General features: G+C 36.4%; 19 protein-coding genes. 16 read left to right on the top strand and 3 right to left on the bottom strand.

Annotated elements, in window-relative coordinates; all coding sequences use genetic code 11:
• The first annotated feature begins 98 nt into the window (after positions 1-98).
• From ODR02_RS15760 to ODR02_RS15725, 8 genes are all read left to right on the top strand, one after another.
• Entirely contained in the window at positions 99-518 is a 420-nt protein-coding gene (locus tag ODR02_RS15760) for a DUF2147 domain-containing protein (protein WP_149386930.1), read from the top strand.
• A gap of 239 nt (positions 519-757) precedes the next feature.
• Positions 758-1,738, top strand: coding sequence for a pyruvate dehydrogenase complex E1 component subunit beta (locus ODR02_RS15755; protein WP_034696867.1), 981 nt, complete (start codon positions 758-760; stop codon positions 1,736-1,738).
• Positions 1,739-1,852: 114 nt separating this feature from the next.
• Positions 1,853-3,847: a KUP/HAK/KT family potassium transporter gene (locus ODR02_RS15750; RefSeq protein WP_309512745.1), complete on the top strand. Its 1,995-nt coding sequence runs from the start codon at positions 1,853-1,855 to the stop codon at positions 3,845-3,847.
• Positions 3,848-3,913: 66 nt separating this feature from the next.
• A complete protein-coding gene (locus ODR02_RS15745; RefSeq protein WP_002976876.1) occupies positions 3,914-4,387 on the top strand; it encodes a Fur family transcriptional regulator in 474 nt (157 codons plus the stop codon).
• A gap of 3 nt (positions 4,388-4,390) precedes the next feature.
• Positions 4,391-6,130 (top strand): OstA-like protein, encoded by a 1,740-nt coding sequence (locus ODR02_RS15740; protein ID WP_309512744.1) that lies wholly within the window; start codon positions 4,391-4,393, stop codon positions 6,128-6,130.
• A gap of 96 nt (positions 6,131-6,226) precedes the next feature.
• The gene (locus ODR02_RS15735) at positions 6,227-7,402 is read left to right on the top strand and encodes an aspartate aminotransferase family protein (protein ID WP_309512797.1); all 1,176 of its coding nucleotides are present in this window, start codon (positions 6,227-6,229) and stop codon (positions 7,400-7,402) included.
• 188 nt (positions 7,403-7,590) lie between these two features.
• Positions 7,591-7,977 carry an START-like domain-containing protein gene (locus tag ODR02_RS15730; protein WP_034696870.1) on the top strand — a complete coding sequence of 129 codons (387 nt, stop codon included), beginning with the start codon at positions 7,591-7,593 and terminating at the stop codon, positions 7,975-7,977.
• A gap of 78 nt (positions 7,978-8,055) precedes the next feature.
• Positions 8,056-8,871: an aminotransferase class IV gene (locus tag ODR02_RS15725; protein WP_309512743.1), complete on the top strand. Its 816-nt coding sequence runs from the start codon at positions 8,056-8,058 to the stop codon at positions 8,869-8,871.
• 85 nt (positions 8,872-8,956) lie between these two features.
• Here the strand turns inward: ODR02_RS15725 and ODR02_RS15720 are convergent, their stop codons facing one another.
• Positions 8,957-9,538: an N-acetylmuramoyl-L-alanine amidase family protein gene (locus tag ODR02_RS15720; RefSeq protein ID WP_309512742.1), complete on the bottom strand. Its 582-nt coding sequence runs from the start codon at positions 9,536-9,538 to the stop codon at positions 8,957-8,959.
• 103 nt (positions 9,539-9,641) lie between these two features.
• Positions 9,642-10,190 (bottom strand): YqgE/AlgH family protein, encoded by a 549-nt coding sequence (locus tag ODR02_RS15715; RefSeq protein ID WP_114820398.1) that lies wholly within the window; start codon positions 10,188-10,190, stop codon positions 9,642-9,644.
• Positions 10,191-10,214: 24 nt separating this feature from the next.
• Between ODR02_RS15715 and pdxH the strand changes: the two genes are divergently transcribed.
• Positions 10,215-10,856, top strand: a complete 642-nt coding sequence (gene pdxH, locus ODR02_RS15710) for a pyridoxamine 5'-phosphate oxidase (RefSeq protein ID WP_105681321.1) — start codon at positions 10,215-10,217, stop codon at positions 10,854-10,856.
• A gap of 307 nt (positions 10,857-11,163) precedes the next feature.
• Here pdxH and ODR02_RS15705 read toward each other — a convergent pair whose 3' ends face one another.
• The gene (locus tag ODR02_RS15705) at positions 11,164-11,454 is read right to left on the bottom strand and encodes an HU family DNA-binding protein (protein WP_002976900.1); all 291 of its coding nucleotides are present in this window, start codon (positions 11,452-11,454) and stop codon (positions 11,164-11,166) included.
• A 399-nt stretch (positions 11,455-11,853) separates the two neighbouring features.
• On the opposite strand from ODR02_RS15705, the gene panD reads away from it, so the two are divergent.
• The 7 genes from panD to ODR02_RS15670 all read left to right on the top strand — a co-directional run bounded on the left by panD (position 11,854) and on the right by ODR02_RS15670 (position 17,758).
• The gene (gene panD, locus ODR02_RS15700; RefSeq protein WP_002976902.1) at positions 11,854-12,204 is read left to right on the top strand and encodes an aspartate 1-decarboxylase; all 351 of its coding nucleotides are present in this window, start codon (positions 11,854-11,856) and stop codon (positions 12,202-12,204) included.
• Between the two features lie 3 nt (positions 12,205-12,207).
• Positions 12,208-13,236 carry a lysylphosphatidylglycerol synthase transmembrane domain-containing protein gene (locus ODR02_RS15695; protein ID WP_309512741.1) on the top strand — a complete coding sequence of 343 codons (1,029 nt, stop codon included), beginning with the start codon at positions 12,208-12,210 and terminating at the stop codon, positions 13,234-13,236.
• Between the two features lie 178 nt (positions 13,237-13,414).
• The gene (locus ODR02_RS15690) at positions 13,415-13,990 is read left to right on the top strand and encodes a TerD family protein (protein WP_103232447.1); all 576 of its coding nucleotides are present in this window, start codon (positions 13,415-13,417) and stop codon (positions 13,988-13,990) included.
• Between the two features lie 27 nt (positions 13,991-14,017).
• Positions 14,018-14,695 carry a TerD family protein gene (locus ODR02_RS15685; RefSeq protein WP_309512740.1) on the top strand — a complete coding sequence of 226 codons (678 nt, stop codon included), beginning with the start codon at positions 14,018-14,020 and terminating at the stop codon, positions 14,693-14,695.
• 86 nt (positions 14,696-14,781) lie between these two features.
• On the top strand, positions 14,782-15,420 hold the full coding sequence (locus tag ODR02_RS15680; RefSeq protein ID WP_309512739.1) for a vWA domain-containing protein: 639 nt from the start codon (positions 14,782-14,784) through the stop codon (positions 15,418-15,420).
• Between the two features lie 17 nt (positions 15,421-15,437).
• A complete protein-coding gene (locus ODR02_RS15675) occupies positions 15,438-16,481 on the top strand; it encodes a TerY-C metal binding domain-containing protein (protein WP_309512738.1) in 1,044 nt (347 codons plus the stop codon).
• Entirely contained in the window at positions 16,481-17,758 is a 1,278-nt protein-coding gene (locus ODR02_RS15670) for a PP2C family serine/threonine-protein phosphatase (protein WP_309512737.1), read from the top strand. The genes ODR02_RS15675 and ODR02_RS15670 overlap by 1 nt, the downstream gene beginning before the upstream one ends.
• The last annotated feature ends 2 nt before the right edge of the window (positions 17,759-17,760 follow it).

The following is a 17,760-nucleotide window of genomic DNA, read 5'->3' as shown; positions in this document are numbered from 1 at the left end:
GCTTTGTATAATAAAAGTTTTTGTTCGTTGAAAATTAATTTATATTTTTATCAATACGTAGATAAGAATATTGTATAAAAATTAAAACTATAAGAAATATGAAAAAAATATTGTTAACGTTCGCACTTTCTTTTTGTGGTGTGCTTACTTTTGCCCAGATTGAAGGTAAGTGGAAAACAATAGATGATGAAACAAAACAGGCAAAGTCTATTGTTGAAGTGTACAAAAAATCAGATGGTAAATATTATGGGAAGGTTTCCCAGTTGTTGATAAAGCCAGCTGATCCAAACTGTACAGCTTGTAAGGATGACAGAAAAGGAAAACCCATTTTAGGATTAGAAATCATCAGAGGATTGAAAAAAGACGGTGATGAGTTCACAGGAGGAACAATTACGGATCCTAAAACCGGAAAAACTTATAAATGTACCATTACAAGAAGCGGTGATAAGCTGAATGTAAGAGGTTACTTAGGATTATCTTTATTAGGAAGAACCCAGGTTTGGGAGAAAGCTAATTAATTTAAGTTTAAATAGAATTTAGATGACATTTCAGAAATGAGATGTCATTTTTTGTATCCAAAAGAATTACCTGGAATTTCTTCATAGCTTTAGATAAACGGCAAATAACTGTGTAATCACGAAGAAAAACCGTTTTAAATAAAATTAATATTAAAGCTTTCCATTCAAAATGAGAAGCCTTTTTATGATGTGTATAATAAAAAAACACTATTTTTGTAGTCTAAATTTTTCGAATAAATATGGCAGAATATACTTTTCGTGAGGTAATTGCACAGGCAATGAGCGAGGAAATGCGTAAAGACGAATCCATCTTTTTAATGGGGGAGGAAGTTGCAGAATACAATGGTGCTTATAAAGCTTCAAAAGGAATGCTGGATGAGTTTGGTCCTAAAAGAGTAATCGATACCCCAATTGCAGAACTTGGTTTTACAGGAATTGCTGTGGGTGCTGCGATGAATGGTAACAGACCCATTGTAGAGTATATGACATTCAATTTCTCATTGGTAGGAATTGATCAGATTATCAATAATGCGGCTAAAATCCGTCAGATGAGTGGTGGACAATGGAATTGCCCAATTGTTTTCCGTGGTCCTACAGCTTCTGCAGGTCAATTAGGAGCTACCCATTCTCAGGCTTTTGAAAACTGGTTTGCAAACATTCCCGGCCTTAAAGTAGTAGTACCTTCAAATCCTTACGATGCGAAAGGGTTGTTGAAAACTGCAATTCAGGATAATGATCCGGTTATTTTTATGGAATCTGAGCAGATGTATGGAGATAAGATGGAAATTCCTGAAGAAGAATATTATTTACCATTAGGAAAAGCAGATATCAAGAGAGAAGGTACAGACGTTACTTTGGTTTCTTTTGGTAAGATCATGAAGCTGGCTTTACAGGCTGCTGAAGATATGGCTAAAGAAGGAATCTCTGTAGAAGTTATCGACCTTAGAACTGTTCGTCCTCTTGATTTTGACACTGTTTTAGCATCTGTGAAGAAAACAAACAGACTGGTTATTTTAGAAGAAGCTTGGCCATTTGCTTCTATATCTTCTGAAATTACTTATATGGTACAGCAAAAAGCATTTGATTATTTAGATGCTCCTATCAAGAGAATTACTACTCCTGATGCACCTGCACCTTACTCTGCTGCATTATTTGCAGAATGGTTCCCTAAACTTGAAAAAGTAAAAGAGGAAATCAAAAAAGCGATGTACGTAAAATAGTTATAGAAAAAAACTTCCGAAAGGAAGTTTTTTCATTTATTATATTCATGAAGAAAAATTCTTGACGTCATAAAATTAGTATAAATTTGCGCCTTTAAAATAAATTAAGCTGATATGGCAGAAGTTACAGAAGATGGTTACCACTTCGACATAAAGAAACTTTCCTTTATTGGAGTTTTAGTGTCTCTAGGAATAGTTTTTGGAGATATTGGTACCTCTCCGCTTTACGTAATGAAAGCAATTGTGAATGCAAGATCCCAAGGGAGCAATATGCCTTTCAATGAATATATAGAGGGAGCACTCTCGTGTATTATTTGGACGCTTACCCTTCAGACTACAATCAAATATGTGATCATTGCTTTGAGAGCAGATAACAAAGGCGAAGGAGGAATTCTGGCCTTGTTTTCATTGGTAAGAAACCTTAAGAAAGGATGGTTGTACCTCATTGCAATTGTTGGTGCTGCTGCCCTTATTGCGGACGGAGTAATTACCCCATCACTGACGGTAATGTCAGCTATTGAAGGTCTTGAAATTTATAATCCTCACACTCCTGTTGTGCCCATTACAATCGGAATCCTGATCGCCATTTTTGTGGTACAACAATTCGGAACCAGCTTTATCGGAAAGTTTTTTGGTCCTGTGATGGTTGTTTGGTTCCTTGTGTTAGGAGGATTGGGAGTAATGCATTTGAGTGAGAATTTTGAGATTTTAAGATCATTCAATCCATATTACGCTTATAAACTTATTGTCAACTCACCGAGTGCCATTGTTATTTTAGGAGCTGTTTTTCTTTGTACAACCGGAGCAGAAGCCCTTTATTCTGACTTAGGACACTGTGGGGCTAAAAATATCAGAGTAAGCTGGGCATTCGTTAAGATTATGCTTATTCTTAATTACCTTGGACAGGGAGCATGGCTTTTGACTAATTATAACAAACCAGGATTCTCTGTGGTAAACCCGTTCTTTGGAATCATGGAAGAGTGGATGATTATTCCGGGAGTAATTCTGGCAACAGCTGCTGCAATTATTGCCAGCCAGGCATTAATTACAGGTTCTTTCACCATATTCTCAGAAGCAATGTCTCTAAACCTTTGGCCCAATCAGAAAATTGATTATCCTTCCGGGGTGAAAGGACAAATGTATATCCCAAGAATCAACTGGGGACTTCTTATCCTTTGTATTATTGTTGTGCTGCATTTCAGGGAATCTGGAAAAATGGAAGCCGCTTATGGACTTTCCATTACAGTGACAATGCTGATGACTACCATCCTGTTAGTCTTCTGGCTATTGAAACAAAGAGTAAGCAAAATATTAATTTTATTTTTTGCCTTTGTTTATATGGCTATTGAATTAGGTTTCTTCAGTGCTAATATTATCAAGTTCATGGAAGGTGGATGGATTACTGTTGTATTGGCAGGTTCTATCGGGGTTTCTATGTATGCATGGTATAACGGAAGACTGATCAAAACAAGATTTATCCAGTTTGTGAAAATAGAAAAGTATGTGTCTATCCTTAAAGACATGAAGCTGGATGAAACCATTCCGAAATACGCTACTAATCTTGCTTACCTGAGCAGAGCAAAAAGAAATGATGAAGTAGAATCAAAAATTATCTATTCCATCATCAAAAAGCAGCCAAAAAGAGCAGATCATTACTTTATCCTGAGCATCGTAAACCAGGAAGATCCATATACCTTCAGATATACCGTAGATGAAATTCTTCCGGGTACAGTGTATAAGATCAATTTCCTTTTAGGATTCAAAGTAGACCGTAGAATCAATGATTATTTCAACATGGTACTTAAAGATTTAATGGCAGACGGAACCATTCCTTCAAGAAGCAGCCATCCTTCTTTAAGAGCTCACGATATACCACCGGATCTTAAATATGTGATCATAGATAACACCTATATCAACGATATTCTTTTAACTGTTAAACAGAAGATTACCCTTAATATTTACAACTTTGTGAAGTATATCGGAAGTGACGACTTTAAGGCCTGGGGAGTATCTTCCCATAACGTTGAAGTGGAGTCTGCACCGATCACAGAACTTACAGTGTATGACAATAAGATTGAGCAATCCGGGTATTTCCGTCACAATTCTTAATCCTCTAGTATTTAACCATAATATCTATTTAAATAAAATTCAATAAATTTGTAGATAATTTTTTTAATGGATACAATACAAAAAGAAAAAAATATAGCTTTGATCAAGGATGTTTTAAGAAACTACTTATTAGAAAAAGGGTTCAGAAACACACCTGAAAGATATACGATATTGGAAGAGATTTATAATATGGATCATCACTTTAATGTTGATGATCTGTATCTTCTGATGATGCAGAAGAAATACCATGTTTCCAAAGCAACCATTTACAACACGATTGAAATTTTCCTTGATGCAGGCTTGATCCGTAAGCATCAGTTCGGAGAAAAAACATTGACCTCTTCATCATATGAAAAGTCTTATTTTGACAAACAGCATGACCACCTGGTGATCTACAAAAAAGACTCTGATAAAGAGATTGAAGAAATTATTGAATTCTGCGACCCAAGAATCCAAGGAATCAAAGAAGCCATTGAAGAAGCATTTGGCGTAAAAATTGATTCTCATTCGCTATATTTCTATGGCACTAAGAATGACTAATTAATGAGAATAGCCTTTTTTCTGTTAATCTTTATTTCTACGCTAAGTTTTGCGCAGGATAAAACTCCTGTGAAGAGAGATCCTTATTTGCAGGCTCCTTCACCGGCTCAGCCTAAACAGGTAAGACCTGAAGATAAAGTAAAGATCATCCACGCGGACGAAATTAAGAAAGATCCTGAAAAATACGACGGGAATCAATATTTTACCGGTCACGTTCAGATCGAACACCAAGGCTCTATTCTTACAGCAGATGAAGTCATTCTATATAATGAGGAAAACTTTGTAAAAGCAATAGGCAATACAAGACTTCAAAACACTGACGGCTCTGTAATCACGGCAGGAGAAATGGAATATGATGCCAATACCCAAAAAGGTGTTGCCAGAAAAAATGTGGTCTTAACCGATCCTAAGCAAACCATAAAAACAGATATCCTCTATTATGACAGGCTGGCTAATCAGGCTTATTTTAATACAGGAGGAACAATCTCTGACGGGCAGAATGTAACCTATGCCAAAGTAGGAACTTACTTTCTGAATACGCGCGTGGTGGATCTTACCGGAAATGTGAAAATTGAAACCCCTCAATATACCATAGAGGGTCCCAACATCAAGCAGAATCAAAATACAAAAATTGCGGATTTTTTAGGTCCTACAACTATTACCAGTAAAACCAATCCGAGAAACAGAATCTATACCGAAAAGGGAACTTATAAAATGGATTCCAAGGAAGCTTTTCTAACCAAAAACTCCAGGATTTATTATAATGAGAAAATTCTTACCGGTGATGATATGTATTACAATCAGATTTCCGGATTCGGTAAAGCAACAGGAAATGTAACCCTGGATGATCCTAAAGAAAAAAGATATATAAAAGGAGGTTACGGAGAGATTTTTGAGAAAAAAGACTCCGCAATGATGACTAAAAATCCTTATGCTGTAAAAGTAATGGAAAAAGACTCCATTTATTTTGCCGCAGAAAAAATAATCTCTTATCAGAGACCGGACTCATTGGATATCAAAGTTAAGAAAAGTTACCTGAGAGCCTTCAAAAAGGCCCGTATTTATAAATCCAATGCACAGGGAAGAGCAGACTCTATTGCCTTCAATGAAACAGACGGAATTATGCATATGTATACCAATCCGATTCTTTGGAGTGGTGAAAAACAGGTTACCGGAGATAAAGTAGAAGCTTACTTCAATACCCAGACGGAAGATATTGATTCATTAAAAGTCATCGGAAATGCCTTTGCCATCAGTAAAGTAGACTCACTAACGCTGAAAGATGAGTTCAACCAGGTGAAAGGAAAATTCATGACGGTTTACTATGAGAAAAATGCAATTAAAGAGGCAAGAGTAGTGGGGAATGCCCAGGCTATTGTATATGTTGATGATACCGATCAGGAAACAAAAAAACAGGAAAGAATAGGGATCACCCTTTCAACATGTGGAATTATCGGAGCATTGTTTGAAGAAAGAGCTTTACAAATAATTTCATGTAGTATTGGGGCTGTATCAGATACTTATCCTATGAGTATGATAGAACCTTCGAAAAGAAAATTCCCGGATTTTAACTGGAATACCAAAGACCGGATCCGAAAATGGCAGGATATCCTTGTAGACACTCCGAATAACGAAGAAATACAATATACAGCTGATAGTGAGCTATTCGATAAAGCTCAGAAAGCTATAGATGACGAAAAAGCGAAAGAAGAAGCTAAAAAGCCTAAACGAACCAGAAAATAATAGAAAAGACCAGTAAGCACTGGTCTTTTTTATATATTAATTTTAGCATGTAATGAATCTTTTATAGCTTTGCTGAAATTTTTGGAGACAATGGAAATGCATAAAGATTTTTTTCTATATCAGGCACAAACCACAAAGTTTGCAGCAGGTTTTGAAGTTGAAAAAGCAGAAGGAAGCTATATTTATGGAACAGACGGAAAGAAATATCTTGACTTTGTAGCAGGAGTTTCTGCCAATACTTTGGGACATTCGCATCCTAAAATTGTGAATGCCATCAAAGAGCAGACTGATAAATACCTTCACGTAATGGTGTATGGTGAATATGCCCAGGAAAAACCTACAGCGTTATGCAGATTGCTGGCAGAAGCTACTCCGGATCCACTGGAAGTTACTTATCTTGTCAATAGTGGTGCTGAAGCCATTGACGGAAGTTTGAAGCTGGCAAAACGATATACAGGGAGAGAAGAAATTGTTTCCTTTAAAGACTCTTATCACGGAAATACCCATGGAGCGTTGAGCGTTTCCGGAAATGAAACCCACAAAAGGGAATTCCGTCCCTTACTGCCAATGGTTTCTTTCATTGAATTTAATAATGAAAATGACTTCGATAAAATTACAGAGAGAACAGCATGTGTTATCCTTGAAACCATTCAGGGAGCAGCAGGGTTTCTGGTGCCCAATAACGACTATCTGATCAAACTGAAGAGAAGATGCGAAGAAGTAGGAGCACTTTTGATTTTAGATGAAATACAGCCAGGATTTGGAAGAACAGGGAAATTATTCTCTTTCGAACACTTTGGAATCGTTCCGGACATTCTGGTAATGGGGAAAGGAATGGGAGGAGGAGTTCCTGTAGGAGCTTTTATGAGTTCCAGAGAAATTATGGAAACCCTTTCACATTCACCAAAGCTAGGTCATATTACTACTTTTGGAGGAAACCCATTGATTGCAGCAGCAAGTTATGCTACTTTAAAAGAAGTGCTGGAAAGCGGTTTAATGAATGAAGTAGAAGAAAAAGAGAAGTTGTTCAGAGAACTTTTGGTTCATCCTAAAATTAAAAATATCAACGGTAAAGGTCTGATGCTTGCCGTGAACTTAGGAACTCCTGAATATACACTGGAAGTGGCAAAAAAATGCATGGAAAGAGGACTTATTGTTTTCTGGCAGCTGTACAGAAATGAATACCTGAGAATCTCTCCACCTCTCACATTATCTCTGGGCGAAATCAGAGAAGGATGTCAGATTATTCTAGAGATACTGAATGAAAATTAAAGATAAAGTCTCTCCGGGAAGGAGAGATTTTTTTATGTTTTGCATGGCAGTTTTAAGCCCTAATATTTAACATAATAAGGATTTGAATCCCGTGATAAATATCATACTGATTCTATAAAAAAGTAATTGTTTTTTTGCGTAATAAAAAAATTAATTTATATATTGCGGGACGATAAAACAAAGATTATATGGCGAAACATAAAGTCCATTACGAATTTCCAATGCACTGTTTATCAGAGATTTTATATGAATATCTGGCGACTGCAGAAGGATTGTCTGAATGGTTTGCGGATGAGGTAACAGAGAAAGGCGATGATTTCTTTTTTAGCTGGGGCGGAGGACCTGCTGAGAAGGCCACTTTGATCAGATATAAGCCTGAAGGTTTCGTGCGTTTCAGATGGGAAGAAGATGAAGGAACAAAAAATTTCTTTGAAATGACTATCACAATTGATGATATTACAGAAGATCTTGCTTTAAATATTACAGATTTCTGTGAAGAAGGTGATGAAGAGGAAAATGCAATGTATTGGGAAAATCTTATTGAGAACCTAAGAATAAAACTAGGTGCGGCATAATACCGGGCAATATTAAATGATAAAACTGATGAACGATTTATCGTTCATTATTTTTTTGTAAATAAATCACATCAAAAATTGGAAAATCAATATTTTACATCAGACGAGTTAAATGTAAAGAACAGAGCTTTTCTTTGGGGCGACTCAGTGAAGGTTTCTTTTTTTGTAAGAAATAGTGGATTGATCATGGACGAAGAATGTTATTTCTTCCTGATGGCTTCCATGAGAAAGATGAGAATGAATATTCCTTTGACTTACACGCTGGAGTTTTTCCAGACCCTTTTTCAAAAAGAAATTATAGAGGAGAAAGAAGTTAAGAACGGAATTATCAATTTCCAGGTGTTCAGAAATAATGATGGCGTGACATTGGCAAAATCTTCTGTTTCTTATTTTTATGAAGTAACAGAAATGGCTGATGTGCTTGCAGTTCATCAAAGACCTTTAGAATTGGATTTGACTAAAGAAATTAACGTTAATAACAATCTTCTGAGCAATATCAGGGTTCACTGTCCGGAAAATATTTACGGAGCGATCTATGCGCAGGAAAATGACCTTGACGACGTTATTCTTCTGAATCCAAACAAAAGAATTGCACGTACCACTGCCGGAAATCTTCTCTTTTTAGAAGGTGATGTTATCAAAGTACCCAAGCAGACTGAAGGAGCATACATTTCTCCTTTGATGGAAAATTTTGTTACTTTTTTACATAAGAATAATCTTGCGGATATCCAGGAACACGAAATTATCGCATTCGAATCTCAGAAAGCTGAAGAAATTTTAATGATTTCTGATGAGAAAGGTATATTTTCTGTAGGTAAGATAAGAAATAAGACTTTTGAAACGACCCGCTTCTCCGAATTGGTAGAAAGCTGGAAACAAAGTTTTAATCAATAGAAATTGACAAACCCGGTAAACAACAAAGTTCCAGAAGTCCTTTACCGGGTTTTATTCTGAGTAAATCAGAAATTGTTATTTTTATTTAATATTCGTTGATGATCTCAACAAATTTCTGTGCAATTTCTTTCTGCCCCTTTTCACTGGTAATATAATTCCTGTTATCAGAATTATTGATAAACCCAAGTTCTACCAATACAGCAGCTGCTTTGGTTTCTCTTAGCATGTGAAGATTACGCTCTTCAATTTTACGGGCATTAAATTTTTTATAGATTTTTCCGGCTAACTCCTTTGAAACATCAGAATTCTGAACATACACTTCAAATCCGTTGTCATATCTTTCTTTTTGAGGAGAACTGTTAACGTGAAGAGAAATGACCATTTCTGGGTTCAGCTTATTGATCATATCTGTTCTTTCGGCAAGAGTAGGAGCGCTATCTGAATCCCTGGTTAAAATAACTTCATATTTATCCTGGCTTTCATTGATCTTCTGTATTTCCTTAGCAACACTTAATGAAATATTTTTTTCCAGAATTTCACCATGGGTAGCCCCAAAATCATTTCCGCCATGGCCGGCATCTATGACAATGTACTTTTTGTTGATAGGAGTAAATGATAAAAACGCTGTAGAAAATATTGATAAAGCAAGTAATGTAATACCTTTCATATCAGTGATTTTGGTTTTTCAAAGAACGGAAAAACTTTGTTTAAAATTGGTTAAAGGAATCTTAAAGTTTGTTAATTATCAGAATGATACGAAAAATAGGCCTTTAGTTCAATGAGATGTCTTCAGGTGAATTGGCCCAGAGAAGAAATTCTCCTCCAAGATTTTGCATGATAGACTTCCAAAGCGTCTGATCATTGGGTAACGTATAATCAAGATTGTAAACATCCACTACGGTCCACATTTTCCTTTGAACCTCAGTGTCCAGCTGGTTCGAAGACCATCCGGAATACCCTGAAAATATTTTGATATGATTAATATCCAGTTCACTGCTTAAAACAGCGTTAATGATCCGTTCAATATCTTCTGTAAGGTAGTATTCATCGGTAATGTCTGTATAGATCTCTGTGACTCTTTTACCTTTTACGATGAAAAATACCTTGTCGTTTTCTACAGGACCTCCATCATAAACCTCAATTTTAAAGTCAAAAAAATCTTTGAACTTGCTACTCATCTGGCTGTTCTTTTTATTCAATATCAAACCAAATGCACCACTTTCATTATGTTCAATAACCAATACCACCGATCTTGAAAAAATATCGCCGGAAATGTCAGGTGTCGAGATTAATATTTTACCTTTGTATGAGTGATTCATACTCAAATTTAATAAAAAATATTTATGGAAAACCTGCACGACAAAAGAAAAGTGTACGATAAATCCCAACTTATTGAAAGTGAGATAAAACAAAATCCAATTGAGCAGTTTAGAGACTGGTTTTTGGAGGCAAGTGAGAGCCCGATGATCTCAGAAGCTAATGCTATGGCGGTTTCTACAGTAGAGGAAGATGGATGTCCGAGAACGAGAATGGTACTTCTTAAAGCATATACCCATGAAGGGTTTATTTTTTATACCAACTACAACAGCAGAAAGGGAAAAGCAATAGAAAATAATCATAAAGCATGTCTGCATTTTTTCTGGCCCAATCTTGAAAGGCAGATTATTATCAAAGCGGATCTTGAAAAGGTAGCAGAAAATCTGAGTGACGGTTATTTTCATTCAAGACCAAAAGGAAGCCAGCTGGGAGCTGTTGTTTCTCCGCAAAGCCAGGTGATTCCTAACAAGGAGTTTTTAGAGGAAAAATTGAAAGAATTAGAAAAGGAATATGAAAATACTGAGGTGCCAAGACCTGCCAATTGGGGCGGATATCTTGCCAGACCTTATGAAATTGAATTCTGGCAGGGAAGACCCAACCGTCTTCATGACAGGATTATTTATCAGCTTGAAGATCTCGACTGGAAAATTTCAAGACTGGCACCTTAATAGGAAAATCAGAGGTTAGAAGTTAGAAGTTAGAAGTTAGAAATTAGAAGTTAGAAATTAGAAGTTAGAAATTAGAAGTGGTGGTTTTTAATATGAGACAAACCACTTGAAAATATAAACTCTGTAATTCAATAGGAGCGGGCTTTAGCCCGCTTATTTTTATTATGCATAATGATAGAGGCTTTAGCCACAACTTAATAATTCTTACGCCCTTAAAACTTCTTAATGGTTTAATTCTCTATCATCTTTAAAACAAAAAAAAGGCTGTTTCTAAGAAACAGCCCTTGAATTTTCGTAATCTGAATGATTATTTTTTCTTAGCACCTGAAACTGCATTTGATAAATCAGCTCCAGCTTTGAATTTAGCAACTTTTTTAGCAGCGATCTTGATCGGTTTTTTAGTTGCAGGGTTAATACCTTGTCTAGCTGCTCTCTCAGCTACTGAGAAAGTACCAAAACCTACCAAAGAAACTTTTCCATCTTTTTTCTTTAAAGTAGTTGTAACGTTACCGATGAAAGATTCTAAAGCAGCTTTTGCTGCAACTTTAGTGATACCTGCATCTTTTGCGATTGCGTCGATTAATTCAGACTTGTTCATAATTTTTAATATTAAAGTTAGTTCGTAATTATAGCAAATATAGTACTATTTTCTAATTGTGCAATTTTTTTATTAAAACTTGTAAAATTTTTTTGCTTTTCACTCAAATCAGTTAAAATATGATAATTCCACTTTTCACAGAAAATCTACGTTACAGGTTACTAAAATCATGCCAAATGCTTATGTTTATTGACTTTAGCAAAAAGTTAATATTATTTTTTGTATTTATTAAATCCTAAATTCTATATAAACAATTAACATTTTTGATCATATGATTATTAAATTTATAAGTAATTTTTATATTTCTTGTATTTTGTGAAATTAAACCCCTGTGTTTGTGGGAGTTTTTAAATGATAGGAAAGACCTGTTTTATTAATTTTTATTAATAAATTTGCATCATGCTAATAGAAGTTTTCAAGTCTAAGATTCATAGGGTGAGAGTAACAGCCTCTGACCTTAATTATATAGGGAGTATAACGATTGATGAAGATCTTATAGAAGCTGCCGGTCTGGTAGTGGGAGAAAGGGTCTATATCGTGAATGTAAATAACGGAGAACGTTTTGATACCTACGTAATCAAAGGGAAAAGAAAATCAGGAGAAGTTTGTCTGAACGGACCTGCAGCAAGAAAAGTACAGAAAGATGATATCATCATCATTATTGCTTATGCTCAGATGACCCCGGAGGAGGCAAAAGACTTCCAGCCGAAGATCGTTTTCCCGGATGAAAAAACAAACCTTCTTACGTAGGACATGGAGAAAAAATCAAAAAGTCCGGTAAAATCAATACTTACAATCGTAATATCGCTTGCTTTTGCAGGCTTTTTTTTATGGCTTGCCCTAAGGGGACTGGATTTTAAAGTCATTCAAAAGTCACTGGCTAAAGCTAATTATATCTGGGTATTGTTTGCCTCCGTATTTGGTCTTCTTGCTTACTGGTTCAGAGCCATCCGCTGGAATCTGATGCTGGAACCCATGGGACACAGAATTTCGAACTCCAATGCCCTTTGGTCTATATCATTTGGGTACCTGATGAATCTTACCATTCCGAGAAGTGGTGAAGTAGCGAGAGCTACAGCTTTATATGGAGTGGAAAAAGTACCGGTAGACAAATCTTTTGGAACAATCATTTTGGAAAGAGTAGTGGATCTGGTTTGTATGATGGGATTTTTAGGATTGACTTTATTGTTTAAATATGATGCGATTCTGTCATTCTATAAAAACTCCGGAGTGAATATTAATCCTAATAAAATAGTATTGATCCTTTCCATTCTGATAGGAGGAACAGTTTTGTTTTTTGTGTTTAAAAAGAAACTTTCAGGCATTCCGTTTTTAGGAAAGGTCGTTAATTTTATTGATGGGATTTTTCAAGGATTAACTTCTATCTTTAAATTAAAAGAAAAGGGAAAATTCATCCTTTATACATTAGGAATCTGGATTTGCTATTATCTGGCAGCCTATCTTGTCTGCTTTGCTCTTCCTGAAACCTCAGGATTTACCTTTGCAGACGGCTTTTTCATTATTGTAGTGGGAACATTGGGAATGATTATCCCAGCCAGTGGAGGAATTGGAGCCTATAATCTTGCGATGAAGTACGGTTTTATGGCCCTTTTTATTTCAGTAGGAAAAAGCGCAGATTTTGGAGGGGAAATGGGGCTTACCTATTCCTTTATTTCTTTACCACTGCAGATTGTGATTATGCTGGTGATGGGACTGATTTCCATTCCTATGCTGGCAAAAGCAAGAAATGCTGCTGTTTCGGATCAAGAATTTGAAAAGTAATTCAAAATACATTTATACAATACAAGGTTCAATTTTTTAATTGAACCTTTTTTTATGGTCATTTTGTGACGTAAATCGTTTTAATGAAGCTGTATAGATCATTTTTTTATCAATAAATTTGGTCAATTCGTAAATCACTTCTATCTTAATGCAAAAAATAATCATAATATAAAACACTATGGCAATTAATCTACAGAAAGGGCAAAAGATCGAGATAGGATTAACGAAAATGACGATTGGATTAGGCTGGGATCCGAATGAAGGAACAGGCTACGATTTTGACCTGGATGCTTCTGCAATCATGATTGATTCTGACAGAAAATTAGTAAGTGAAGAATACTTTGTTTTTTACAATAACCTGAATTCTCCGGACGGAGCGCTTACCCATACAGGAGATGATCCCAGTGGTAAAAACAGCGATGGTGATGATGATGAAGCGATCGTTATAGATCTTGATAAAGTAGATTCAAGAGTGGAAGAGATTCTTTTTGTGGTTACTATTGAAGATTTTGAAAGAAGAAGACAAAATTTCGGACAGGTTAGAAACTCCTATATCAGAGTAGTAGATAATCATTCAAATCAGGAAATTGCAAAATATGAACTGGATGAAGATTTCTCCATTGAAACAGGAGTAGAATTTGGAAGGCTGTACAAAAGAAACGGAAGCTGGAAGTTTGAAGCTTCGGGAATAGGATACAGAGCAGATCTGGGCTTCTTTCTTGAGAAATACTACAAAGGACAAATCATCAAATAAATCATCAAATACACAAAAACGATAACTATGGCAATTAATTTACAGAAAGGACAAACGATAGATTTAAGAAAGAATGACCGCGGAGAAAGCGTTTATGATCTTTCAAAAGTAACCATCGGTTTAGGATGGGATGTCAGAAAACAAAGCAGTGGATTCTTTGGGAAACTGTTCAGTAAAGAAGCTGAATATGACCTTGATGCAGTAGCATTTCTTTTAGATGGCAACGGAAAAGTAGCTAATCTTGGAAGAACCGTTCAGACTAATGACGGAAGACAGATGGGACTTTATCAGGGAGATGTGGTTTTCTTCAATTCTATGCAGCACCCAAGCGGGAATGTTTGGCTTACAGGAGATAACAGAACCGGAGCTGGAGATGGAGATGATGAGCAGATTATTGTAAGGCTGGATCAGCTGGATCAAAGCTATCAGAAAATTGTATTCATTGTTACTATTTATCAGGGAAGAACCAATAACCAGCATTTCGGAATGATTGAAAATGCATTTATCCGTGCGGTGGATGCTTCAGGAAAAGAAATTACAAAATACAGCCTTTCCGGAGATTCAAGTATGAACGGAAAATGTGCAATGGTTTTTGCAGAGGCATACCGACATAATGGTGACTGGAAGTTTCGTGCTGTAGGTGAGGCGCATAATACAGATAATTTTATCGATATTCTGAGACAGCAGTACGCTTATTCCAACTAGATTTTCACTTTTTTTCAACTCAAATAAAAGCCGGCTTGGAAGTCTCCGACTCCCTCCGCCGGCTTCAGAATTAATATTTGTCTATAATGAGCAGGAGATTATTAGCTTATTTTTTATTGGATACTTCAGGTTCTATGAACGGAGAACCTATTCAGGCATTGAATAACGGTTTCAACGGCCTTATCAGCATGCTGCGTGCAGATCCGCAGGCGATGGACAGTTTACATGTAAGTGTTATTACTTTCGATAGAGAGGTTAAAAACATGATACCATTAACAGATCTGGCGAGTTTTTATCCTATGGAAATTACCTGTCCGGATAGTGGACCAACCCATACGGGAGCCGCTTTGGAAATGGTTTCTGAACTGGTTCGGAAAGAACTCGTAAAAAAATCAGCCGATGCAAAAGGAGACTGGCAGCCGCTGCTTTTTATTTTTACGGATGGAAAACCTTCCGATATCCAGAAATACAGACAAATGATCCCTGTGATCAGAGGTTTGGAATTTGGAGCCATCGTAGGGTGTGCAGCTGGTCCGAAAGCAGATGAGCAGTTTCTGAAAGAACTGACGGATCATGTGGTAAAACTGGATACTACAGATGCCATTACGCTTTCTTCCTTTTTCAAATGGGTGAGTTCTTCCATTACACAGGGAGGACATTCTCAGAGTACGGGAGAAAATATCACCTTACCTCCGCCACCATCGGAACTTAATATTATTATTTAAAAAATTGTCTTTACACCATGAGAAGACTGCCTATTTATTTTTTAGTAGATATCTCCGAATCTATGGTAGGAGAACCTATTGAGCAGGTACAGGAAGGTATCGCCAATATCATCAGGGAATTGAAAAAAGATCCCTATTCACTCGAAACTGTTTACATTTCTGTTATTGGCTTTGCAGGAGAAGCTGAAGTGATTACTCCAATGCAGGATATTATCAGCTTTTATCCCCCTAAGATTCCAATTGGAAGTGGAACGTCACTTTCACAGGGCTTAATCAAAGTAATGGATTGTATCGACAGGGATATTGTGAAAACCACCTATGAGAGAAAAGGCGACTGGAAACCTATTGTTTTCCTGTTTACAGACGGAGTGCCTACCGATGATGCTACCAAAGCCATTGAACGATGGAATACCAAATACAATGGAAAATCCAATACGATTGCTGTATCCATAGGGGAAAATACCAATTATAAACTTCTTGGTTCTCTGGCAGACCATGTTTTGCTGTTCAATAATTCAGATGAAAATTCCTATAAAGAGTTTTTCAAGTGGGTAACGGACTCTATTAAAACAACCAGCCAGAGTGTTACAGAAGCAAAAAAAGAAGGCATTAATTTATCTAAAATTGATTCCCTTATTCTGGAAAAAGTAGATCCTGAAATGGAACAGAAATTTCCGGACAATAATTTTGTTGTACTGAACGGAAAATGCCAGGAAACTGAAAAGCTTTATCTGATGAAGTTTAAAAAAGCATTTGCGGAATCCAGCATACCGGGAATGGCTACACGGTACTACAGACTGGATGGTGCCTATAAAATTGATGAAAAAGCGTACTACAGGCTTTCTTCAAACCAGAAAACCCACCTTAAAATCAATATAGAAGAACTGGATGGAGGAACTTCATGTCCTCACTGTGCCAATCCCATTGCACTGGCTACCTGCTCATGCGGAGGAATTCATTGTCTGAGAGGAGAAGGATACAGTAAATGTCCATGGTGTGGAACTTCGGATTATTACGGTTTTTCCGGAGGTGGATTTGATATTAACCGAACTTTGGGCTAATGATGGGTAAATTTTTCCGGAAATCAGCCGGTGAATCTAAACCGAAGACTGTGGAACAAGCTGTTATTTATAAAGAAAAAGAAGAATTCAAAGAGGTTCATTGGGTATTGAAGAATGCCAGTGTTAAACAGTTTTATGAATTCCCTCTTGACATGGACGATTTTCCGAACATCAAAATTCAGAATATCGGGAATCTCGAAGAAGCAGGACTTACTTTTGAAAACAATACCATTTCAGGAACTCCTGTAACCAACAATATGTACCATCTGGACGTTCAGTTTTATCACATACATGATCAAAGCCAGATTGAAACAAAGAAAATTCAACTGTTTGTCAACGCAGATCCAAAAGACTTATGGAAAAATCTTCCAAGTGATAAAAATGCCGTTTTTTATAAATCTGAAGAAGCCTCTTTCAAAGGTTCATTTTCAGATAAAAAAATTGTTGTGGCTTCCAAAAGAGGACGCTCCCATGCGCATGAAGGGAAATTCCGTGAAGATGATTTTGCCGTAAATACTTTCCCTGCAGGCTGGAATATTGTTTCGATTTCTGATGGAGCAGGTTCGGCAACAGCAGCAAGAGAAGGTTCAAAACTGGCTACAACAACAATCAATCAGTTTTTCAGTTCAGAGGAGATTTTAAATCAGATTGAAAATAATATCAATCGTCTATATGCTGCCCAATCCTCTAATGAAGAACAATCGGAAGCCAAACAAAATGTTATAAATATTTTATCCGAAGCTGTTTTATCTGTTTATCAGAGATTAGAAAAGACAGCAGCAGAAAACTCCCTTTCTGTGAATGATCTGCATGCAACGCTTATTTTTACATTGCTTAAAAAATTTAGTTTTGGATATGTTATTCTAAGTTTTGGAGTAGGAGACTGCCCAATTAACCTCATCAATACCCACTTTTCTGAAGTTAAACTTTTAAACAGAATGGATGTGGGAGAGTTGGGTGGAGGTACCCGATTTATCACCATGAAAGAAATTTTCAACAATACAATGGCTTCCCGCTTCAGGATTACCTGTGTTAAGGATTTTTCATACCTCGTGCTGATGACCGATGGTATTTATGATCCTAAATTTATCACAGAAAATAAACTGGAAGACACTCAAAGCTGGAAATCACTTTTTGAAGACCTTGCCGGAAATAATGATGACCGGACGAAAGCTGATTTTATGAATGATGATAAAATTGACGAAGAACTTTTAATCTGGAGTGATTTCTGGAGCAGAGGAAATCACGATGACCGTACATTGGCAATAATCTATTGATA

Source organism: Chryseobacterium sp. CFS2, assembly GCF_036543225.1.
GTDB lineage: Bacteria > Bacteroidota > Bacteroidia > Flavobacteriales > Weeksellaceae > Chryseobacterium > Chryseobacterium culicis_A.
This window is presented reverse-complemented; position numbering and strand designations above follow the sequence as displayed.